The 18,707-nt window shown below is 37.3% G+C and carries 20 protein-coding genes; 11 read left to right on the forward strand and 9 right to left on the reverse strand.

The features are described 5' to 3' along the window. Nucleotides 1-236: 236 nt before the first annotated feature. The 5 genes from mcrA to mcrB are packed head-to-tail and all read right to left on the reverse strand — an operon-like array spanning nt 237 to nt 5,081. Nucleotides 237-1,892: a coenzyme-B sulfoethylthiotransferase subunit alpha gene (mcrA, locus tag MBBTH_RS07200; RefSeq protein ID WP_116592380.1), complete on the reverse strand. Its 1,656-nt coding sequence runs from the start codon at nt 1,890-1,892 to the stop codon at nt 237-239. A 6-nt stretch (nt 1,893-1,898) separates the two neighbouring features. Beyond that, complete coding sequence (gene mcrG / locus MBBTH_RS07205) at nt 1,899-2,657, reverse strand: coenzyme-B sulfoethylthiotransferase subunit gamma (protein WP_116592381.1); 759 nt, start codon at nt 2,655-2,657, stop codon at nt 1,899-1,901. 2 nt (nt 2,658-2,659) lie between these two features. Continuing rightward, nucleotides 2,660-3,259, reverse strand: a complete 600-nt coding sequence (mcrC, locus tag MBBTH_RS07210; protein WP_116592382.1) for a methyl-coenzyme M reductase I operon protein C — start codon at nt 3,257-3,259, stop codon at nt 2,660-2,662. Nucleotides 3,260-3,265: 6 nt separating this feature from the next. Further along, nucleotides 3,266-3,715, reverse strand: a complete 450-nt coding sequence (mcrD, locus tag MBBTH_RS07215) for a methyl-coenzyme M reductase operon protein D (protein ID WP_116592383.1) — start codon at nt 3,713-3,715, stop codon at nt 3,266-3,268. 34 nt (nt 3,716-3,749) lie between these two features. Continuing rightward, a complete protein-coding gene (gene mcrB, locus MBBTH_RS07220; RefSeq protein WP_116592384.1) occupies nt 3,750-5,081 on the reverse strand; it encodes a coenzyme-B sulfoethylthiotransferase subunit beta in 1,332 nt (443 codons plus the stop codon). Between the two features lie 485 nt (nt 5,082-5,566). Between mcrB and mmp10 the strand changes: the two genes are divergently transcribed. After that, nucleotides 5,567-6,811 (forward strand): methyl coenzyme M reductase-arginine methyltransferase Mmp10, encoded by a 1,245-nt coding sequence (mmp10, locus tag MBBTH_RS07225; RefSeq protein WP_116592385.1) that lies wholly within the window; start codon nt 5,567-5,569, stop codon nt 6,809-6,811. 12 nt (nt 6,812-6,823) lie between these two features. Here the strand turns inward: mmp10 and MBBTH_RS07230 are convergent, their stop codons facing one another. Together MBBTH_RS07230 and MBBTH_RS07235 are read right to left on the reverse strand one after the other, a co-directional pair. Beyond that, complete coding sequence (locus tag MBBTH_RS07230) at nt 6,824-7,747, reverse strand: methanogenesis marker 7 protein (protein WP_116592386.1); 924 nt, start codon at nt 7,745-7,747, stop codon at nt 6,824-6,826. Nucleotides 7,748-7,802: 55 nt separating this feature from the next. Beyond that, nucleotides 7,803-8,321, reverse strand: a complete 519-nt coding sequence (locus MBBTH_RS07235; protein WP_116592387.1) for a hypothetical protein — start codon at nt 8,319-8,321, stop codon at nt 7,803-7,805. Between the two features lie 41 nt (nt 8,322-8,362). On the opposite strand from MBBTH_RS07235, the gene comB reads away from it, so the two are divergent. The 5 genes from comB to MBBTH_RS07260 all read left to right on the forward strand — a co-directional run bounded on the left by comB (nt 8,363) and on the right by MBBTH_RS07260 (nt 12,842). Then, complete coding sequence (gene comB / locus MBBTH_RS07240; RefSeq protein WP_116592388.1) at nt 8,363-9,049, forward strand: 2-phosphosulfolactate phosphatase; 687 nt, start codon at nt 8,363-8,365, stop codon at nt 9,047-9,049. A gap of 52 nt (nt 9,050-9,101) precedes the next feature. Then, nucleotides 9,102-10,274 carry a TraB/GumN family protein gene (locus tag MBBTH_RS07245; RefSeq protein WP_116592389.1) on the forward strand — a complete coding sequence of 391 codons (1,173 nt, stop codon included), beginning with the start codon at nt 9,102-9,104 and terminating at the stop codon, nt 10,272-10,274. Nucleotides 10,275-10,341: 67 nt separating this feature from the next. Next, nucleotides 10,342-10,554 (forward strand): DUF1922 domain-containing protein, encoded by a 213-nt coding sequence (locus MBBTH_RS07250; RefSeq protein ID WP_116592390.1) that lies wholly within the window; start codon nt 10,342-10,344, stop codon nt 10,552-10,554. A 21-nt stretch (nt 10,555-10,575) separates the two neighbouring features. Next, nucleotides 10,576-11,898 carry a hemolysin family protein gene (locus MBBTH_RS07255; RefSeq protein ID WP_116592391.1) on the forward strand — a complete coding sequence of 441 codons (1,323 nt, stop codon included), beginning with the start codon at nt 10,576-10,578 and terminating at the stop codon, nt 11,896-11,898. Next, nucleotides 11,898-12,842 (forward strand): calcium/sodium antiporter, encoded by a 945-nt coding sequence (locus tag MBBTH_RS07260; RefSeq protein WP_116592392.1) that lies wholly within the window; start codon nt 11,898-11,900, stop codon nt 12,840-12,842. The genes MBBTH_RS07255 and MBBTH_RS07260 overlap by 1 nt, the downstream gene beginning before the upstream one ends. Here MBBTH_RS07260 and MBBTH_RS07265 read toward each other — a convergent pair. Continuing rightward, nucleotides 12,831-13,676, reverse strand: a complete 846-nt coding sequence (locus MBBTH_RS07265) for a TIGR00269 family protein (RefSeq protein ID WP_116592393.1) — start codon at nt 13,674-13,676, stop codon at nt 12,831-12,833. The two genes, MBBTH_RS07260 and MBBTH_RS07265, sit on opposite strands and share 12 nt — an antisense overlap. A gap of 52 nt (nt 13,677-13,728) precedes the next feature. Between MBBTH_RS07265 and MBBTH_RS07270 the strand changes: the two genes are divergently transcribed. Continuing rightward, nucleotides 13,729-14,034, forward strand: coding sequence for an MTH1187 family thiamine-binding protein (locus MBBTH_RS07270; protein WP_116592394.1), 306 nt, complete (start codon nt 13,729-13,731; stop codon nt 14,032-14,034). An 8-nt stretch (nt 14,035-14,042) separates the two neighbouring features. Here the strand turns inward: MBBTH_RS07270 and MBBTH_RS07275 are convergent, their stop codons facing one another. Then, complete coding sequence (locus tag MBBTH_RS07275) at nt 14,043-15,149, reverse strand: DegT/DnrJ/EryC1/StrS family aminotransferase (protein WP_116592395.1); 1,107 nt, start codon at nt 15,147-15,149, stop codon at nt 14,043-14,045. A 95-nt stretch (nt 15,150-15,244) separates the two neighbouring features. On the opposite strand from MBBTH_RS07275, the gene MBBTH_RS07280 reads away from it, so the two are divergent. From MBBTH_RS07280 to MBBTH_RS07295, 4 genes are all read left to right on the forward strand, one after another. Further along, entirely contained in the window at nt 15,245-16,402 is a 1,158-nt protein-coding gene (locus tag MBBTH_RS07280) for a tRNA (guanine(10)-N(2))-dimethyltransferase (protein WP_116592396.1), read from the forward strand. 235 nt (nt 16,403-16,637) lie between these two features. Further along, entirely contained in the window at nt 16,638-17,114 is a 477-nt protein-coding gene (locus MBBTH_RS07285; RefSeq protein WP_116592397.1) for an Lrp/AsnC family transcriptional regulator, read from the forward strand. Nucleotides 17,115-17,313: 199 nt separating this feature from the next. After that, a complete protein-coding gene (gene mptA / locus MBBTH_RS07290; RefSeq protein WP_116592479.1) occupies nt 17,314-18,252 on the forward strand; it encodes a GTP cyclohydrolase MptA in 939 nt (312 codons plus the stop codon). Nucleotides 18,253-18,264: 12 nt separating this feature from the next. Next, a complete protein-coding gene (locus tag MBBTH_RS07295; RefSeq protein WP_116592398.1) occupies nt 18,265-18,705 on the forward strand; it encodes a DUF2120 family protein in 441 nt (146 codons plus the stop codon). Nucleotides 18,706-18,707 lie beyond the last annotated feature (2 nt).

Raw genomic sequence — 18,707 nt, forward strand, 5'->3', positions numbered from 1 at the left:
TTTTTGTTCCATACAACAAATCATGAAATAACAATAATTTTCATATTTTGGAAATTTCAAGTTGACTTGATTTTTGTTCCATACAAAAATCAAAACTCATAAAATATCCATGAATTATTGCCTAATATAATATTTATACAAGTCTATAATATAAATGTTTTGGAATTTTTCAAGTAAACTTGATTTTTATAAAGTGGTGGATAGGCGAGTAATCGCCTATCACCGTGTTTATCTATCTATTTTGCTGGGGTAATAGCAGTTCTTTCACCAGCAGGTTCGAATTCTCTTAATGCACCTTTAGCAAATTCTTCACGTACTTTACTGAAGTCAAAGACTAAGTTTTTGTCAGCAAATGCGATTTTTACTAATGGGTTGAAAGCCCAAGCGTCTCCACGAGCGGAGTGAGGTGCTTGTGCGATACCAGCGTATTCACCTTGGTGTCCTACGTTCATTGCGTAGTTAGGGTAGTTAGGTCCTCTCATTTCGAGTGGTAAACCTTCATCGTTTCTGATGGAGAATACGTTAGCTGCACCACATTGATCTTGTAAATCGAAACCGTAGAATCCGAGTCTGGAGTGTTGTTCTTTGTGTAAGTACATGGATAAGTACCATGCGCTTAAACCAGTTTGTGCATTACCAGTAGCGAATGCAGTGGAACAACCAGCAGCTGCGGAAATAACGGATGCTCTTTGAGATCCACCGAAGTGAGTTTCGAGTAAAGCTGGGTATTCTTCGTATTGTTCTAATGCGTAGAATGCTACTTCAGTACCTACATCAAGAACAGTGTCCATGTTGTTAGGTGCTTCAGTTAATCCACCGTATTTGTCTTCGACGTAGTCTTTACCATAGTAGGTGAAGTCGTCTAATACGTTATCGGTGTATGCTGCGGTAGCATATTGGGTGAATCCTACACCACCAGACATGTAAGAACCTAACCAAATTTGGTCGTATAAAGCAGCACCTAAAGCTACTACTTCTAAGGTTGATCTTACAGGGTCATCAGGGTAAGCTCTGGAACCTTGACAGATATCTGCCATGAATCCGAATGGAACTCCACCAAGTTCGTTTTCTGCTCTTGCTCTTCTTACAGGTAAGTAAGTACCCATGTGGATAACTTCTGCGTGTTTGGATGCGTATGCGAAGTCACCAGTAGCACCTTCACCAGCACATTGGTTGTATGCGGAAATCATTGACATACCAATTTGCATAGCAGACCATCTGGATGTGTTACCACCGTCACAGACTCTTCCTACAATGGATGGAATTCTTACAGCTTGCCAAATAGCTCCACCAACTTCAGCTTTTAAAGCTTCAGCTTGTTCTTCAGGGAACTCTTTGTTGATGTCTAATACGAATGCTGAGTCAATTTCGTCAGCTAATTCGTCGTCACCGGTAAATACTTTTACATAGGAATCTTGTACTACTAATGGGTCAGTTTCTACCATGTGTTCTTGAACTACTGCTGCACCAGGCATAGCGTGGTTTACAGTTTCTAAGTAGTTTGTAATGGTTTCAGGAGTAACTTCAATACCTAATCTTTTTTCGAGAACGTTGTGTGCAGTGTTTAATCCTACAATTACAGTTCTTCTAATGTCATCCCATGCTTGTTGGATAGCTGCGTTGTTAATGTAGTGTAAATCGTCACCTTCTACAAAAGTGTCAGTAGTAGATAATTGGTAAGACATTAAAGCTCTTTGACCTAAAGGAGAACCAATGTCTGGGTTGTACATTGGGATTCCTCTTTTTGCAGCGATTTCTTTACCTTCATTTACAAATGCAGTTTTTCTTTCAGACTGAGTCCAACCACCCATGTTATAGAATTGGGTTCTTTTTTCGGTTGGGTCTTCAGTGAATTTCTTTTTCATTGCATCTAAGAATTTTTTATCAGCCATGATAATCTACCATCCTGCTTCTGGATTGAATGCACCAAAGGATCTGGAAACGTGTATTCTTTGACAAACTTTTACAGCGTCTACATCGTCTTTGTATGCTTCACCATCTATTCTGTAAATAGTGGTTTTTGCTCTTAAAGTTTCTTCGTCTAATGGTTCACCTAAAATAACTGGTTCGTCTAATTCTTTACCAATTTGGTCTTTTACCATTTCGACTTTACCGGTTTCTTTGTTGAATACTTGTCTTCTGAGCATGTCGAACATTAAACCGTTTTCATCTAATCTTAAGGAGTGACCGTGTACACTTCCACCTCTAATACCGGTTCTTGCGGTATCGAAGTATTCGGTTTCTAAGAGTACTTTTGAGAGTTTTTCGATGTCTCTTTCTCTTGCTTCAACTACTTGTCTTCCGGATAATGTACCAGTATCGATTCCTCTGAATCTGGATAAGTAAGATCTAGCTCTTAAGAAAGGTTGAGCTGGAGCGAAGTACATGGAGTCTACGAATTGGATGTATCTGATCCTGTCTCCTGCTTTTGCACCGTCGATTGGTGCTACTAATTCTCTTACACTGTCATCTGGCTCGTCCATTTCATCTAATGGTGGGTGAACTGATTTGTATTCTTCACCTGGAGCTTTGTGACCTAATATTTTTACTACGTCTTCATCAGAAATTTCTCTTAACTTTTCTAACTCGTATTCAGGGTTAGTGAAGTTTCTTCTGTTTTGAGCAACCTGAGAAGTACCTGGATAAATTTGTACCATAATTATGCATCTCCTAATGCTAATTTAACTTTTCTAATAATTTCATCTAATTTGTCCTGTGAAATTGTTTCACCACGGATAACCCCTGTAACAATATCATCAATAGTACCTGCAGTTTTAATATTGCCCTCATCTGGCATGACTTTTGAAGTTTTTACTCCAATTTTGGCGAAATCTTCACAGTCAACTGGTGATTCGCATATAATAATACAGTGTTTATTGACATTCCTAAGAATTAATCTTGCTTTGTAAGTAATATGATTTGCAACACCACCTAAGTGGACAACAAGTAGCTTAAACTTACGCATTTGTTCTACTTCTTTATCTGTAAGTCCAAATAAAGTTCCACCTGCAGCGGGAGAATCATGAGGAACGCCCGCACCAGCATTTAAAACCATAGTACTTGTTAAAACATTTGCTTCACGTAAACCGAAAGTAATTTCGCAAACCGGTTTTGTAATGTGTCTACGCCCGGGGGACATAGCTACTGCGCATACGTCAGTACCACATTCGGCAAAGGTACCTCTTTGAGCAAGGCTTCCTCCTTTACCCATACCACTTGCTTCCCTACAATCCACTACGTGAGTACAACGTCCTATCATATTAATCTAGTCATCCTTTTTAATTATTTTCACATGGTCATCGAATGTTGAATATTGGTCTGTCATTCCCACTAATTCATCTGGTAACTCTTTATCACCATATTTGATTCTATCAGTAACAGTTTGTTGCTTTCTGATATAGTTTGATCTGTCTTGATTAATATCAAAACCATATGGGATGTGTTCTTTGCAGATTTCCTCAATTTCATCAATTGTTGATTCCATTGTAATTTCAAGGAATATTCTTGCGGTTTTAACTTGTAAAACTACATCTTCACCATTGATATTAATCACTCTACGTTCCCTGTATTTTGGAGGCAGAGTTGCTTCACCTTTTGGAAATCTTGGACCATGAATTACTGTTCTTTTTACATCTTCGAGTGATTCCAAATCGTTTAACAACGCTTCGGTTGTGTCGCTTCCAAGAACTCTGTAAGGAAAGATTTCAATATCCATTATACGACCTTCAAATTAGATTTGTTTAAATTAATTAGATGTCACCTTTAATTTCTTCAGCTGCGGCAGCAACTGCTTTAATAGGTTCTCTGAATTCATCAATTTGACTGTATACTTCTTTAATTAAACCAGAAGTTGCTTCTGGTGAAAAGAGTTGTGTTCCTGCATCTAAGGACATAGCAGCAGCTACACAAGGGATACAGAATCCTTTACTGTGTCTGGTTACAACGTGGTTTCCGTTAAAGAGACCAGGACCTCCACCACCGTAGATGGAGTGACTGAAGAAGGAGAATCCTACAGCTACACCTTCTGCTCTACCATAGTCGAGACCAGGTAAACCAGTAGCGAATTCGAGGTTGTCGTTGTAGTATAATAATGTAGATGGGATACCTTGAGCAGCACGAGCAGCACCTACGTTAACCATAGTTGCAGCTACAGCACCTGCAGCAGCGTATGCGTTCCATTTAGCTGCGTCGTCAGTGTTGTAAATAGCGAAATCAGTTAATTGTTCTTGAGGAGCAATTACACCATCTGCTTCAGCACGTGCGATAGTTCCTTGTACTACACTACCAACAGTACCTTCTGCACCAAATTCTTTTACTAAGTCATATACCATGTTATCAGCGTTTAAACCTTGGTAAGCTAAACCTAATAAGTGTAATCTTTCGAATGAACCTAAAGCGTCAGCCATTTCAAACATAGCAGTTTGTTCGAAAATAGCAGCTAATGCGGTTGCTTGGAAAGTGTTTTTCAAAGTAGCAGCAGCGAAGTCGTTTGCTTTAACGTTTCTTAAACCGTAACCTGCACCTTCAAGTTTTTGTGGAATGTCTAACATGGTTGCAATGTTAGATCCTTTGTAGTCTACAGATTGTGGGTATCTTCCTAATACTGCAGCTTTTACGAAGTTTGCGTCATAGATGTCTACGTCACAAATGTCAATAACAGATTGTACTAAAGCTGAAGCGGTTGATAATGGAGCTGCGGAGTACTCAGCACCTACATCAATTCTTCTGGTTGGTACTTGTACTAATAACCTTTTTCCTCCGGAAATAGGTGTTACAACAGTATCGTCGCCATCTGCAACTTGGATAATACCTTTCATTTTGTCTGCGATTGCTTCTGCGTTATCTACAATAGCTAAATCTAATTCTCTTCCTAAGATTCTAGATTTGTCTCCACCAACAGATGCGGTTTTAACAGATTTTTCGAGTCCTTCTAAGTTTACTGCAACAGTTCTTTTAACACCTTTTACGATGCTTTCAATTGCAGGGTTTCTTAATGGACTGATAGCTTCGATTGGTACGTCAGATGCAATTTCGTTGCCTCTATCATCGAATAAATCGATTTTATCATCAAACTTTGCCATTTTTTCCCTCCTAAATAAATAGAGTTTAACTAATATACCACTCTCAATGGTAAATTTTTTACCAAATTGAGTTTTTGAGCTACAAAGCAAGTTTTGCAATAGCCAGCCATATGGTATACAAATTTTATTTTATAAAAGATATAATATAAAGATTACCTATGAGATATTTTAGAAAAGTTTATAAAGTATAATAAATTATTTTCCATTTAAGAAAAAAGGGGTTAAAAGTAATACTTTTTAATTTTTATTAAAACAACTGTTTTTTAAATTAACTCCCATAAACCAAGTATAAATAAAAAAAATAAGTTAATTTAAAGATAAATTAGAATATTTTTGTTTTAAATTAATTATTTTCAAAATAAAGCGAAATTATAAATTATTACTTTTGATGTTCTAAGTAATAAATAATACTAAAAGTAATACAAAAATAATTTCAAAAAAAATGTGTGATATTATAAATAAAATGAAATAAAATAATAAATATTATGCAAGTTGTAGCGGATGTTGGAGGAATACCTGGTAAAGATTGCAACGGTTTTTGTAAATACTGTTACTTCAGAAAGGTAAAAGAAATTAAAAGTTTTGGCTGTGCACACTGTTTACCAAACAAGATTGGATGTGAAAGATGCAGCAAGGGAGTTTCCGAAACTCAGGGAGCATTCAAATCCCCATTTGAAGTAATGAACGAAGTACAGACCGCCATTATGATGGGAATGCGTCAAGGCAAAGTAAGCGCATACATCAGTGGAGGAGGAGATATAAGCTGTTATCCTCACTTGGAAACATTAACCGCTAACTTAAATCAATTCTCCATTTCATCCATCCTGGGATACACATCAGGAAAGGGAATAACCGATTCATCCACCGTTACAAGATTGATAAACAATGGCGTTGAAGAGGTGTCATTCACTATTTTTGCATCAGACCCTAAGCTTAGAAAGGAATGGGTCAAGGATCCCAATCCTCATGAAGCCTTGAAGTCCTGCCAAATGTTTTGTGAAAGCATTGACTTGACAGGCGCTGCCGTAATCATCCCCGGTGTCAATGATGGGGATGTGTTAAGAGAAACATGCAATTCCCTAGAGGAATGGGGTGCAAAAGGAATGCTTCTGATGAGATTTGCAAACACATTCAACGAGGGCCTGATTCTTGGCAACGAACCGATTGTGAAGGGAATAGAATCCCAGCCTGTTGAGGACTTTGCGGAACTTGTAAAGCAAATAAATTCCGAGTACAAGTTCAGAGTCAGCGGAACACCATTGTGTGACCCTGAAACCGGAGGGCCATTTGCAATTGCAAAGGACGAGAATGAAGTGTTCCTGCAGTTCATAAAGCCTGTGACAGGTGAGGCAACAATAATCACCTCAAAAATAGCTGAACCGTTCATTTCCAAAATATTCAACAAGATTGAGGCAGACAGCATCAATGTCGTTGCATGCGAAAAGGAAATAGCATGCCTAATCACCAAAGAGGATTTGGAAAAGCTTGACTTGAGTGAAATCAAGGATGCCGTGATATTGCCTGGAAGGTCTTTTGTCCATCAACTTGATGCAGAAAGGATTTTAAGTGCAGATGGAGTGGACCGCCTTGTTGGCCGTGGACCTGATACCTTAAGCGTTGACGGCGAGCTAAGCATTGACATGACCGACGAGAACGTCATAGAAAGAGAGCTTGAACAATTCAATGATCTGGTTGATGCAATCAATTTCTTCGGAATGAGATTGCTTTAAAAAAAAAGAAGATTAGTTAGAATCCTCAACAAGAGAACTCTCACTATTAATTTTTACCAATATGTAATCATACATTTTTGACTTTTTAATCTCGGCTATTTCTGATAATTTTCTACCGTCGATAACCACATTGGATATTACATCCTTATATGTGTCATAATCCAACTTGACACGAACCCCATCCAATTGTGAGGTTACTGGGGTTGGAGAGATTACATCCTCGATTTCTCTCACTTGATTTTCAATTGCATTTTTAACAACGATAGCCGGAACCAACGGCGCATCAAGAGCCATTTCACGTTTCTTATCATTCAATATCTGTTCAATGGTTTCGACCAATTTATCGAGCGCACGTATGTCCGGACCCCTTCTGAGTCTTCTTGGGATTCTTCCGAGACCTCCGACATATGCGTCTGCACCTGGAAGTTCATTAACATCTATTTCTGGAGCTCCTGTCACAATTACTGGTATGTCAATGTCATCATAGAGAAATGCCTTTTCTTTTATACAGTTTTCAAAACTACCCAATGCAAAAACGGCAATGTCATGCTCTTCAATCAATGCCTTTTCTTCTTCAGTGATTCCTGAAGTTCCCTTACCGTCACCACGGGCAAGACCAATCATATTATCCTTTGCACCGAATTCACGCAAGTATTCGGAAATGTCACATGCTGCGTGAGGCAAGTGGTGTCTTGCAAGGGTTGGTGAAACGATAGCGATTTCAGAACCTGCCATAGGAGCGACTGATAGCTTTGCCAACAATTCTTTTGATTTTTCTTCAATCTTATCAACGTCTTCTATTGGTATTGCCATGTTCAGTACCAATTCCATCTGTTGAATGCTGTCTTGAAGAATGAATCCTCCCAAATCTTCAATTAATTCTCTTATCTCTTCACTTTTGTGAACTCCGCCAGTAAATATTAATGTTTCATACATTATTAACAACTCTCAGAAATGCAATTGTATAATATTATAATCTTTAATTACTATATTATATTAAATTTTCTAAAATGGCATATCTCAGTTCTGCCTTTTTAAAAGGATTTTTGGAAATGTCGTTGTGAGAAGGGATTTCCACCAGATTGTCCTCTTCTGTAACCTTATCCTTAAGGTAATCCGGATATATCACATGTTTGAAGTTATCCGAAACTATATTGAAGCCAATGTCATTAACTATGTCCTTTAAAAATTCGGAATAGACCTTGACATCTATGTCATGGGACGGATGGGAATTCAGGTATTTTCTACAGAGTTCATAATCTCTGAAAAACTCAATGATTTCATCATCACTCAATTCACTTCCTGTCAGCTTGGAAACTTCTTTTATGCTTTCAAAAATCTGTGAGGGAGTGTTGATTTTAATGGCAAGCGAATCCATTTCCACTTTACTCTCAGAAAGCACTATTGCCAAATCCCCATCTTCCTCGTCTGGAAATTTGTTTACAGTGTAATCTGTAATCCCCGCCAGTCTTACAATCTCCTCACACATTGGGGTTGTGATAATTTTCATAATACATAATTTAATATTAATTATATTATATACATTACTTTATGAAAATAACATTGAGTTTCGAGGAAACCATAAGCGGTGACGTTTCAATAATGGTTGATGCATTGAGGGCCAGCACATCCATAACTGTGGCTTTAAATAACTTCAAAAAAGTCATACCATGCTTCACCCCAGAGGAAGCCTTGGAATTGCAGGAAAGGATTGGAGGAGTTGTTGCCGGTGAACGTAACGGGAAACAAATCGAAGGATTTGACATCGGAAACACACCGGTCGGAATCCTGAATTATGAAAGTGACGAGGACACCCTTATACTGACCACCACTAACGGGACAAGAATACTTGAAAGCATGAATTCAAAAGTGCTTGTCGGATCACTTGTCAATGCCGAGTCAGTGGCCAAAGCATCCTGCAGGTTGGCAAATGATCACATTGACGTTGTGATGGCAGGGGTTAAGGGAAAATTCGCCATCGAGGATTATCTTGCCGCTGGCGAAATTCTATATCAGATTTGTGAAAGCCTTGATGAATATGAGTTGAGCGAATATGCAAAAACCGCCATCATGGCAAGCCGTGACTATGATGCCCTAACAGAAGCATTCATGAACTCCAGGACCTCTAAAAGACTCATTGAACTTGGAAATATCAAAGACGTTGAGTTCAGCTGTCAGAAAAATATCACTGAAAACGTCGCAATATTTAAAAATAATGAATTAAAATTATATATTTAGATTAAAAAATATTTTAGATAATATCAATTTACAATAAAGAAGTGTTTTTCTAATGAAAAGAGAATGTTTAACTATAATCGGTACTGCTCATGTATCCGAGGAAAGCGTAAATGAAGTAAAAGATGCAATTTATGAGCAACACCCGGAAGTAGTGGCTATCGAACTTGACCGAGGAAGATATGTCAGGTTGAAGCAACAGATGATGGGCATCGAACAGGATGACACAATATCCGTATCCAAAATAATCAAAGAAAATAAGGTCGGATTATTCCTAACCACCACATTGCTCAGCTATTTCCAATCAAAAATTGGAGCTGACCTTGATGTTGCACCAGGCTCAGAGATGGTCGGTGCCATTGAGGCAAGTGAGGATTTGGGCATTCCAATCGCATTGATTGACCGTGACATAAATATCACATTACAAAGGGCCTTGAATAAGATGGGCTTCATTGAAAAATCAAAATTTTTAGTCAGTCTAATCGCTTCCGTCTTTGGTTTTGGTGAAGACGAAGAAGACATTGACGTTGAAGAGTTGAAAAACCCTGAAAACCTTGATGAATTAATGGAAATGTTTAAGGATGAAGCTCCAAGCGTTCATGAGGTATTGGTTCATGAAAGGGACGCATATCTTGCGGGCAGAATAAACGGATTGCCCCAGGACCATGTCATTGCAGTAGTTGGTGCAGGACACAAGCCTGGAATCGAAAGATATCTGGACAATCCCGAAACATTGCCTGACCTTAGGGAACTGGAAGTAATCAACGAGAAAAAAGGAATTCCATGGGCCAAAATACTTTTGGCAATGATTCCGATACTCTTTGTTGTGATATTTTTTCTGGCTTACTTTAGCGGGATAAACATCACCTGGAACGTATATGAATTCATTGTAATCAGCATGATTATGGGTTTTATCGGATCAATATTGTCCGGTTCAAAATTAATATCCGCAATTGTCGGCGGATTGGTTGCGCCTTTGACAATCATCCACCCATTGCTTGCCGCAGGATGGTTTTCCGGATTGACTGAAGCCAAATTCAGGAAAGTCAGGCAAAGCGACATTAAAAATTTAAGTAAAATTGAAAGTTTCCGTGACCTGTGGAACAACAACATATTCAGAATCCTTCTGGTGGTTATCGGAACCAATTTGGGAGTCAGTATTGCCACACTGGTAATCCTTCCTTCAAAGGTATTCATACCATTGTTTATGAAAATCTTCGGCGGATAGTTAATATATTTATATACTAACATTGATAATATAATAAATTACTATTAATTTTAATGGAAAAAAAATCATGTATCTTATATTTCGCTGCGACTGTGGACGTGCATTATACGCAAAGGAAGGTGTGGCCACACGCAAATGCGTATGTGGAAAGACTTTAAAGGTCAAATCAAGGAGAATCTTTCAAAAAGTAGAGACAAGGGAAGATGCCTCACTTGCAGTCCAGGAAATGCAGGATAAGATATACAAGAACACTGGTTTTATGAAGGCCAGTGATCTATAAAGTTTTAATGGTTTGTTAAAAATGATTGGGACGACATTGAAAATAATTATAATTTTAGTTTTAATTATATTTACAGGATATTTATCAATGGCAGAGCTTGCCGTTGTATCTATCAGAAGAGCAAAAATGCAGAAATATCTAGAAGATGGAAATAAAAATGCACAAATAGTCTTCGATTTATTGGAAGACCCTAACGAATTTTTATCAACAGTTCAAATTGGCATTTCCCTTATCGGTGTTTTAACAGGTGCATTGGGTGGGGTAACATTAGCTAAACCTTTAGCACAATACATCTCATTTATCCCATATGCCGAACCGGTAAGCGTAGCCATAGTTGTTATTGTCACCACTTACCTGACATTGGTTATCGGTGAGATTGTGCCAAAAGTAATCGCTTTGAATGACCCTGAAAGGGTTTCCCTGAAAGTTGCAAAAAGCATGGTCGTTCTCTCAAAAATCTCAAAGCCTGTGAGTTTCGTACTTGCAAAATCAAGCAGTTTCCTTTTATGGCTGATGAGAGTTGAAAACAGAAATGACGACATTGTTACCGAAGAGGAAATCAAGTTGATGATTGAGGAAGGAAGGGAAGACGGTACAATCGAACAGGAAGAGGAGGACATCATTAAACGTGTTTTCAAACTTGATGACCAAAAGGTCGAAAGTATCATGACCCCACGTAATGAAATCATATGGATTGACCTTGAGGATGACCGTGAGCTGAACAAGGTTAAAATCATTGAAAGTAAAAGGTCCATTTTCCCAATAGCAAGCGGAGAACTGGATGATTTCATAGGAGTTGTACAGGCTAAGGACATCCTATCCGCAATGTTCAGTGGGGACGAATTTGACGTTCACAAAATTGTCAAGGAACCGTTAGTGGTTTCCGAGCATTTAGAAACATTAGAATTATTAAAAGAATTCAAAGAAAACCAAGGATACGTTCACATGTGTCTTGTTGTGGATGAGTTCGGTAGTGTTGAAGGTCTAATCACCTTAAACGACTTACTTGAAGGTATCGTTGGAGACATTCCAGGTATTGATGAGGAGGACGAACCTAAAGCGATCGAAAGAGACGATGGAACATGGCTGATTGATGGAAGATATCCAATTGACAGATTTAAGGAGTTATTTGACTTTAAGGACAATTTGCCCGATGAGGAAGAGGATGGATACACCACACTTGCAGGATTTATTCTAAGCATAAGCGGTACCATACCTGATGAAGAGGACAAATACGAATGCGACAGATTTATCTTTGAGATTGTCGATATTGACGGCCATCAAATCGATAAAGTCCTTGTAACTGATTTGGGACCTCAGGAACCAAATGAAGAGGGAGAATAATGGACGCAGGAATTATTATACAAGTTGTATTATTGCTAGTCGGTTTTCTATTTTTGATTAAGGGATCAGACTTTTTCGTTGATGGTGCCAGCAGCATTGCTTCACATCTTAAGATACCTACAATCATTGTCGGTTTGACCATTGTGGCATTTGGAACCAGCGCTCCTGAAGCGGCGGTTTCCATTACATCATCCTTAACCGGCAGCAACGCAATGGCAGTGAGTAACGTAATTGGAAGTAACCTTTTCAACATGCTGATGGTTATCGGTATTGCAGCACTGCTAAGTAATTTATTGATGGAAAAAAGTGTTTTGAAAAAGGATTTACCATTCCTTGTTGCAATAACCCTTTTATTTGCAATATTCATATTCATCGGTTGGGACATAACCAATATTGAGGGAATCATTCTTCTGATAATCCTTGCGGGATACATCATTTATCTCATCCGAGGATCAAAAAAATCCAAAAACGCTAATGATGTTGAGGCAGCCAAGTTTACACTGCCAAAAAGTATCATATTGATTATCATTGGTCTTGCAGGAATCATTATCGGTGGAGATTTGGTAGTTGACAGCGCTTCAGCTATAGCAATCGCACTCGGAATGAGTGAAACATTGGTAGGTTTGACTATTGTGGCAATCGGTACATCTTTACCTGAACTTGTGACATCAATCACCGCTTTAAGGAAAGGAGAAAACCAGCTGGTTATAGGTAATGTTATCGGGTCAAACATCTTCAATATTCTATTCGTACTTGGTGCAAGTAGTGCGATAAGCAGAATCCCTCTTGACTCAAGCATGCTAATAGATGTTCTATTCATGATGGGCGTAACCATATTATGTTTCATATTCGGTAAGACCCAAGACAAATATGATAAAAAAGAAGGAGTCATATTAATAGCATTATTTATTGCGTATATGGCGTTTGCAATATTAAGAAATTAGATCTTTTAACTCACAGGCCTTACAGACCCTTGATGAAGTCGGCTCACCACAGACTTCACACTCGTTTAGGCTTGTGGATATATCATTTTCAAAAGTCAATATCTTTTGGAATGATTCCATCACATTATTTTTAACGCCAGGATACTTATCCTCGCTAACATTTAAAAACTCTTTTATTTTGGCTCTCAAAGACAAATGAGAGTACGGGCATTCATCCAAATGAATATCAATGTCGTTTAATACAGCCCACATCCCCACCTCTTTTTCTGGTGTGTTCCATAATGGCTTGATTCTTGGAACCAGTTTCGGATGAATCACATCAAGCTCAGGCCCGAATTTTGAGAATTTGATTGTGTCGCCTCGTGCAAAGCTCATTAGAAATGACTGTATTTCATCATCCAGATTATGTCCAGTAGCTATTCTTGCAGCACCAAGCTCATATGCTGTTTTATTCAGAATATTTCTTCTAAAAACACCACATGGAATGCATGCACTTTTAAATTCATGATAAATGTCATCAAGTGCAAAGCCCTCTTCATCCTTAAATGACTTTTGGACTAGCTCAACTCCCAATTCCCTTGCATTGTTGACAGCAGAGTCTATTCCGTGTTGCCTATAACCTTCAATTCCCTCATCAACACTGACGGCAATCAAATCAAAATCCAGATATTCCTGATAATTCCTCAAGGCATGCAGTGTTAGGACACTATCCTTACCGCCGGATAAGGCTACAGCAATCAATTCATTTTCCCGAATAAGCTGATAATCTGAAATCAAATTGTAGATTCTTGTAAAGATGTGCTCATTAAATTCGTCTTTGTTTAATTTCACCATTACTAAATTAATTTATAGAAAGATAAATAAATAATTTTACCAGGTGAAAATTATGATAACATGTGATTTTGCAATATTGCCCGTAGGAACTGAAACCACCGAATGCAAGGATTATGTAACCGCTGCAGTCCAGTCAATTAAGGACTCCGGATTAAGTTATCAGTTAACCGGAATGGGAACACAAATAGAAGCAAATAATCTAGAAGAACTATACTCTGCAATAGCTACAGCACAGGAAGCCATCTTTAAATTAGGTATTGGTAGAGTGTATACAGTTATAAAAGTAGACGATAGAAGAGACCTGGAAAATAGGACTTTGGATGCCAAAGTCGATACAGTGGAAAAAATGTTAAAATGAGTTAGAATTCATTCTAACTCTTTTGAAGCGGTTTTTACAGCTTCAATTACTAAATCTAAATCTTCTTTTGTAAGTGATGGGTGCACTGGAAGTGAAATTACGTTGTCTGCTGCAAGTTCTGCATTCGGACAATCGCCTTCAAAACCAAGAGCCCTGTAAATCGGTTGATTATATAACGGAATTGGATAATGGATTCCTGTTCCAACACCACAATCATTAATTATATCGACCCAGTCATCACGGTCTCCTTTTTCAACCCTGATTGTGTATTGGTGATATACATGTTTGGAATCATATGCGCAATAAGGGGTTACGATTCCATCAACATCTTTCAAACCTTCGTTTAAATATGCTGCATTGGCGATTCTCTTATCGTTAAATTCATCGATTTTATTCAATTGTGCAAGGCCTATTGCTGCGGAGATATCTGTCATTCTAAAATTGTACCCTATTGCATTATGGTGATATCTCACACTTGCTCCGTGTGCCCTAAATATTCTTGCCTGTTCAGCCAAATCCTCATCATCGGTTGTGATTATTCCGCCTTCGGAGGTTGTCATGTTTTTAGTTGGATAAAAACTAAAGCAAGCCATATCCCCCATGCTTCCAACCTTTTTGCCATTGCAGGTTGCCCCATGTGCCTGAGCTGCATCTTCAATGACAATCAAGCCGTACTTTTCAGCTATCTCATTGATCTTATCCATATTTGAGGATTGACCATATAACTGTACAGGCAGTATTGCCTTGGTATTTTCGGTGATTAAATCTTCAATTGCATCTGGATTTAAAGTGTAAGTTTTCAAATCAATGTCTGCAAATACTGGTTCCGCTCCGGTATATACAATTGAGTTTCCACTTGCAATGAATGTGAACGGTGTGGTAATAACTTCATCCCCTTCACCAATGCCACATGCAAGCAATGCAGTGTGTAAAGCGGCTGTTCCGGAATTTACAGCGATTCCATATTCAGCTCCAACCCATTCGGCAAATTTCTCTTCGAACTCTGCAACTTTTGGGCCTTGAGCAATCATTCCTGATTTTAAAACTTCAACTACGTTTTCTATTTCTTCTTCTCCAATTATAGGTTTTGCAATAGGTACTTTAATATCTGACAAGATTATCACCAAGTAGAATTTCTATCATAATAATGTTTAAATCTAATAATATTTAAAACATTACATATTAAAAAATGAATTAAAAGTGAGAATTAATGGATGAATATAAAATAAAACATATTGAAGAAGGATTAACACAAATAGAATTTCCGGAATTTGATAAGATTTCATCAGATGCACCTGTTTTTTATAATCCTCACATGGAGATGAACAGGGACCTGTCCATCCTTGCAATACAGGTATTTCAAAAACAGGAAGATCGTGAGATAAACATATGTGACCTCTTTGGAGGCAGCGGAATTCGTGGCGTAAGATATAAAAACGAAATTGACGGCGTTGGAGAAGTTTCCATAAACGACATCAGCGAAACAGCCAATCAATTCGAAAGGCACAACATTGAATTGAACAACTTGGATGACGTTGAGGTTTACCAGCATGACGCCAGCATGTTTTTAAGGATGAAACGTGGAGAATTTGACGTTATCGATATTGATCCATTTGGAACCCCATCACCATTCATGGATTCGGCAGGTTACGGTGCCCGCAGAAACTCACTTTTATGCGTTACAGCAACTGACACTTCAGCATTATGCGGAACATACCAGGAGCCATGCATCCGCAAATATAATTCAAAACCTTATAAAAGCGAATACTGCCATGAAACCGGAATCAGAATTTTGGCCGGTTTTGTTGCGCTCACACTTTCGAAATATGCAAAGTACATTGAAGTGAAAATGTCACACAGCACTGAACATTATATGAGATTATACCTAGAAATTAAAAAAGGTTCAAAAAGAACTGATGAATCCTTGAAGAACATAGGATATATCAGCCACTGTAAGAATTGTCTTCACAGGCAAGTCAGCAATGGTCTGGCAAGCCCAATAGAAGAAATTTGTCCTGTCTGCGGTGAAAAGCTTGTGCATGCAGGCCCTTTATGGATTGGAGCCATTCAAGATGCTGATTTTATTGAAAAGATGATTGATGAGACAAATCATAAAAAAATCAACACCGAAAAGGATGCCTTGAAATTAATGAATGCCTGTCTTTTGGAAGCTGGCGCACCGGCCACCTTTTATGATGTACATACCGTTTGCAAGTCCTTGAAGATTAGCGCCCCAAAATTGGATTTGATTTTTGATGAGATAAAAAATCAAGGTTTTATTGCGATTAAAACACATTTTAACCCGTTAGGCATTAAAACCGATGCTACAATCAAAGATATTGAAAAAATTTTAATTAGTTTACAATAAGTCTTAATTATTAAGATAACATTTAACAAAATTAAAAATGAAATCTATTTTATATTGTAGAATAAATCTTTTTGATTAAAATGTTTAATTGATAAATATTTTTAAATTCAAATCTGAAAATAATGGAAACTGAATAAAAAAATTTTTAAAAAAATATAAAAAGTTTATATATTATGAAGAATTTATAAATATATAAGTTAATTATACATTAACAAATATATAGGAGAGATATTACATGGTTAAAACTAAAGACAATATTGTCAAACTCGACAATACTGATATTAACATCCTTAAAATAATCAATGAAGATGTAAGAACTTCTTACAGACAAATCTCACGCAGTTTAGACGTGTCTGTAGGTACTGTCCACAACCGTATTGATAAAATGGTCAAAACTGGAGTAATTAAAAAATTCTCACCAGTCATCGACCATGAAAAATTAGGTTTTGTTTTAACAACCATCATTGGTGTTAGAGTAAAAGGTGGAAAACTTAAAAATTGGGAAGAAAAAACCTTCTTTAATAAAAATGTAGTTGGAATCTATGATGTTACTGGAGAATATGACGCATTTTTAATTGCAAAATTCAGAAACACCAATGAATTGAACGCTTTCATTAAGGAATTGTTAAAAGACCCGATTATAGAAAGAACATACACACAAACCGTTTTAGATGTTATTAAAGAAGACATGGGATCTTCCAACATCTTATAAAAAAATTGCTATAGAAGTAGTTCAAACTACTTTTATACTTCTTATTTTTTCCGATTCAAATTTCAACTTTTGAATTCTTTTCAATGATATTGTAAAAAATAATTTACATAAGGCATAATAATATTACAATAATCATTTAACTATATAAATAAAAAGAAACAAAAAATATTATATTTAACTTAAAATAGAGGTTATGAAATTGGCAGTTTGCTTACCCGATACTCAAGACGATACTCCAAACATACCTATAAAACTTACTAGAGTGGGTGTAACCGGAGTAAAAAAATTATTACAACTAGAAAGAACAAATAAAAGACCTATAATTTTACTACCTACTTTTGATGCCTTTGTAGATTTGCCAAGCCATCAAAAAGGAGTACACATGTCTAGGAACCCGGAAGCTATTAGCGAAGTTCTCGAAGAAGTAGCCAACGGATCAACAGTAGATGTTGAATCACTATGTGCAAAAATTGTAGAAAAGATGATGACCAAACACGAATACGCAGAACGTGTAGAAATTTCAATGACTACAGATTTCATGTTCATGAAAGAGTCACCTGTAACCAAAAACAAAACCCAAGAAATGGCTCAGCTAAAAGCAAAAGCCGTCGGTTACAGAACTGAAGACAACAAAATTGAAATTAGAAAAAGCGTTGGTGCAGAAGTCATAGGAATGACCGTTTGCCCATGTGCACAAGAATCTGTTCGTGAATCCGATAAAACAAAATTATTAGAATTCTTAGATGAAGAAACCACACAAAAAGTGTTGGACACTGTTACTTTTGCTTCACACAACCAAAGGGGAGTCGGAACCTTACTAATCGAAGTTCCTGAACATAAGATTGTTAAAGCGGAAGACTTAATAGACATTATCGAAACATCCATGAGTTCACCAGTATGTGAGTTACTCAAAAGACCTGACGAAAATGCAACAGTTATGAATGCGCACAGAAAACCTGTTTTTGTTGAAGATTGTGTTAGAAACATGATGGAAAAAATAGTTCAAAAATATGGAGATTTCCCTGATGACACATTGATTACAGCTCGTCAAGAAAACCAAGAAAGTATTCACAGACACAATGCATATGCAGAGAAGGTCACCACATTAGGCGAACTTAAAGAAGAATTAAATATCTAAGGATTTGATTTAATGAAAAAGACTTATGAGATTGCAGGCGAAGTAATGGGCTTTTTTGATGCATTTAAAGGTTCAAGACCTGCAATAAATAACGAAAGTATTTTAATTGTTCGAGGAAGATCAAGAAAAGTCATACCAATTGAAGAATTCGATTCAAAACTTGCAGAAATCGGTGAAATCCTTGGTGGAAAAGAGATTGATGAAGACTCCGATAAGATTAAAGACATCCTCAAATCAGGAGATAAACATATTAAGGTAACTGAAGCTAATGTTACCGATGTTGATAACCACGGATTCGTAAGAATGAAAGAAGAATTGGAATCCATGGGTCTTGTCGTGGCATATAAAGTATTTGAACTTCCAAGCTTTGACGTCGTCATAGCAATCTGGGAAGACAAGAACGAAATTCCACCACTTTATGTTGAAGTAACTGTTTCTGAAAGCGAAGCGTGAAC

It is taken from the genome of Methanobrevibacter thaueri (assembly GCF_003111625.1).
GTDB classification, from domain to species: domain Archaea; phylum Methanobacteriota; class Methanobacteria; order Methanobacteriales; family Methanobacteriaceae; genus Methanocatella; species Methanocatella thaueri.

Bases quoted from the DNA above. Each gene is read 5' to 3' on its own strand.
- mcrA (WP_116592380.1), bottom strand. From the start codon at position 1,892: ATGGCTGATAAAAAATTCTTAGATGCAATGAAAAAGAAATTCACTGAA.
- mcrG (WP_116592381.1), bottom strand. From the start codon at position 2,657: ATGGTACAAATTTATCCAGGTACTTCTCAGGTTGCTCAAAACAGAAGA.
- mcrC (WP_116592382.1), bottom strand. From the start codon at position 3,259: ATGATAGGACGTTGTACTCACGTAGTGGATTGTAGGGAAGCAAGTGGT.
- mcrD (WP_116592383.1), bottom strand. From the start codon at position 3,715: ATGGATATTGAAATCTTTCCTTACAGAGTTCTTGGAAGCGACACAACC.
- mcrB (WP_116592384.1), bottom strand. From the start codon at position 5,081: ATGGCAAAGTTTGATGATAAAATCGATTTATTCGATGATAGAGGCAAC.
- mmp10 (WP_116592385.1), top strand. From the start codon at position 5,567: ATGCAAGTTGTAGCGGATGTTGGAGGAATACCTGGTAAAGATTGCAAC.
- MBBTH_RS07230 (WP_116592386.1), bottom strand. From the start codon at position 7,747: ATGTATGAAACATTAATATTTACTGGCGGAGTTCACAAAAGTGAAGAG.
- MBBTH_RS07235 (WP_116592387.1), bottom strand. From the start codon at position 8,321: ATGAAAATTATCACAACCCCAATGTGTGAGGAGATTGTAAGACTGGCG.
- comB (WP_116592388.1), top strand. From the start codon at position 8,363: ATGAAAATAACATTGAGTTTCGAGGAAACCATAAGCGGTGACGTTTCA.
- MBBTH_RS07245 (WP_116592389.1), top strand. From the start codon at position 9,102: ATGAAAAGAGAATGTTTAACTATAATCGGTACTGCTCATGTATCCGAG.
- MBBTH_RS07250 (WP_116592390.1), top strand. From the start codon at position 10,342: ATGTATCTTATATTTCGCTGCGACTGTGGACGTGCATTATACGCAAAG.
- MBBTH_RS07255 (WP_116592391.1), top strand. From the start codon at position 10,576: ATGATTGGGACGACATTGAAAATAATTATAATTTTAGTTTTAATTATA.
- MBBTH_RS07260 (WP_116592392.1), top strand. From the start codon at position 11,898: ATGGACGCAGGAATTATTATACAAGTTGTATTATTGCTAGTCGGTTTT.
- MBBTH_RS07265 (WP_116592393.1), bottom strand. From the start codon at position 13,676: ATGGTGAAATTAAACAAAGACGAATTTAATGAGCACATCTTTACAAGA.
- MBBTH_RS07270 (WP_116592394.1), top strand. From the start codon at position 13,729: ATGATAACATGTGATTTTGCAATATTGCCCGTAGGAACTGAAACCACC.
- MBBTH_RS07280 (WP_116592396.1), top strand. From the start codon at position 15,245: ATGGATGAATATAAAATAAAACATATTGAAGAAGGATTAACACAAATA.
- MBBTH_RS07285 (WP_116592397.1), top strand. From the start codon at position 16,638: ATGGTTAAAACTAAAGACAATATTGTCAAACTCGACAATACTGATATT.
- MBBTH_RS07295 (WP_116592398.1), top strand. From the start codon at position 18,265: ATGAAAAAGACTTATGAGATTGCAGGCGAAGTAATGGGCTTTTTTGAT.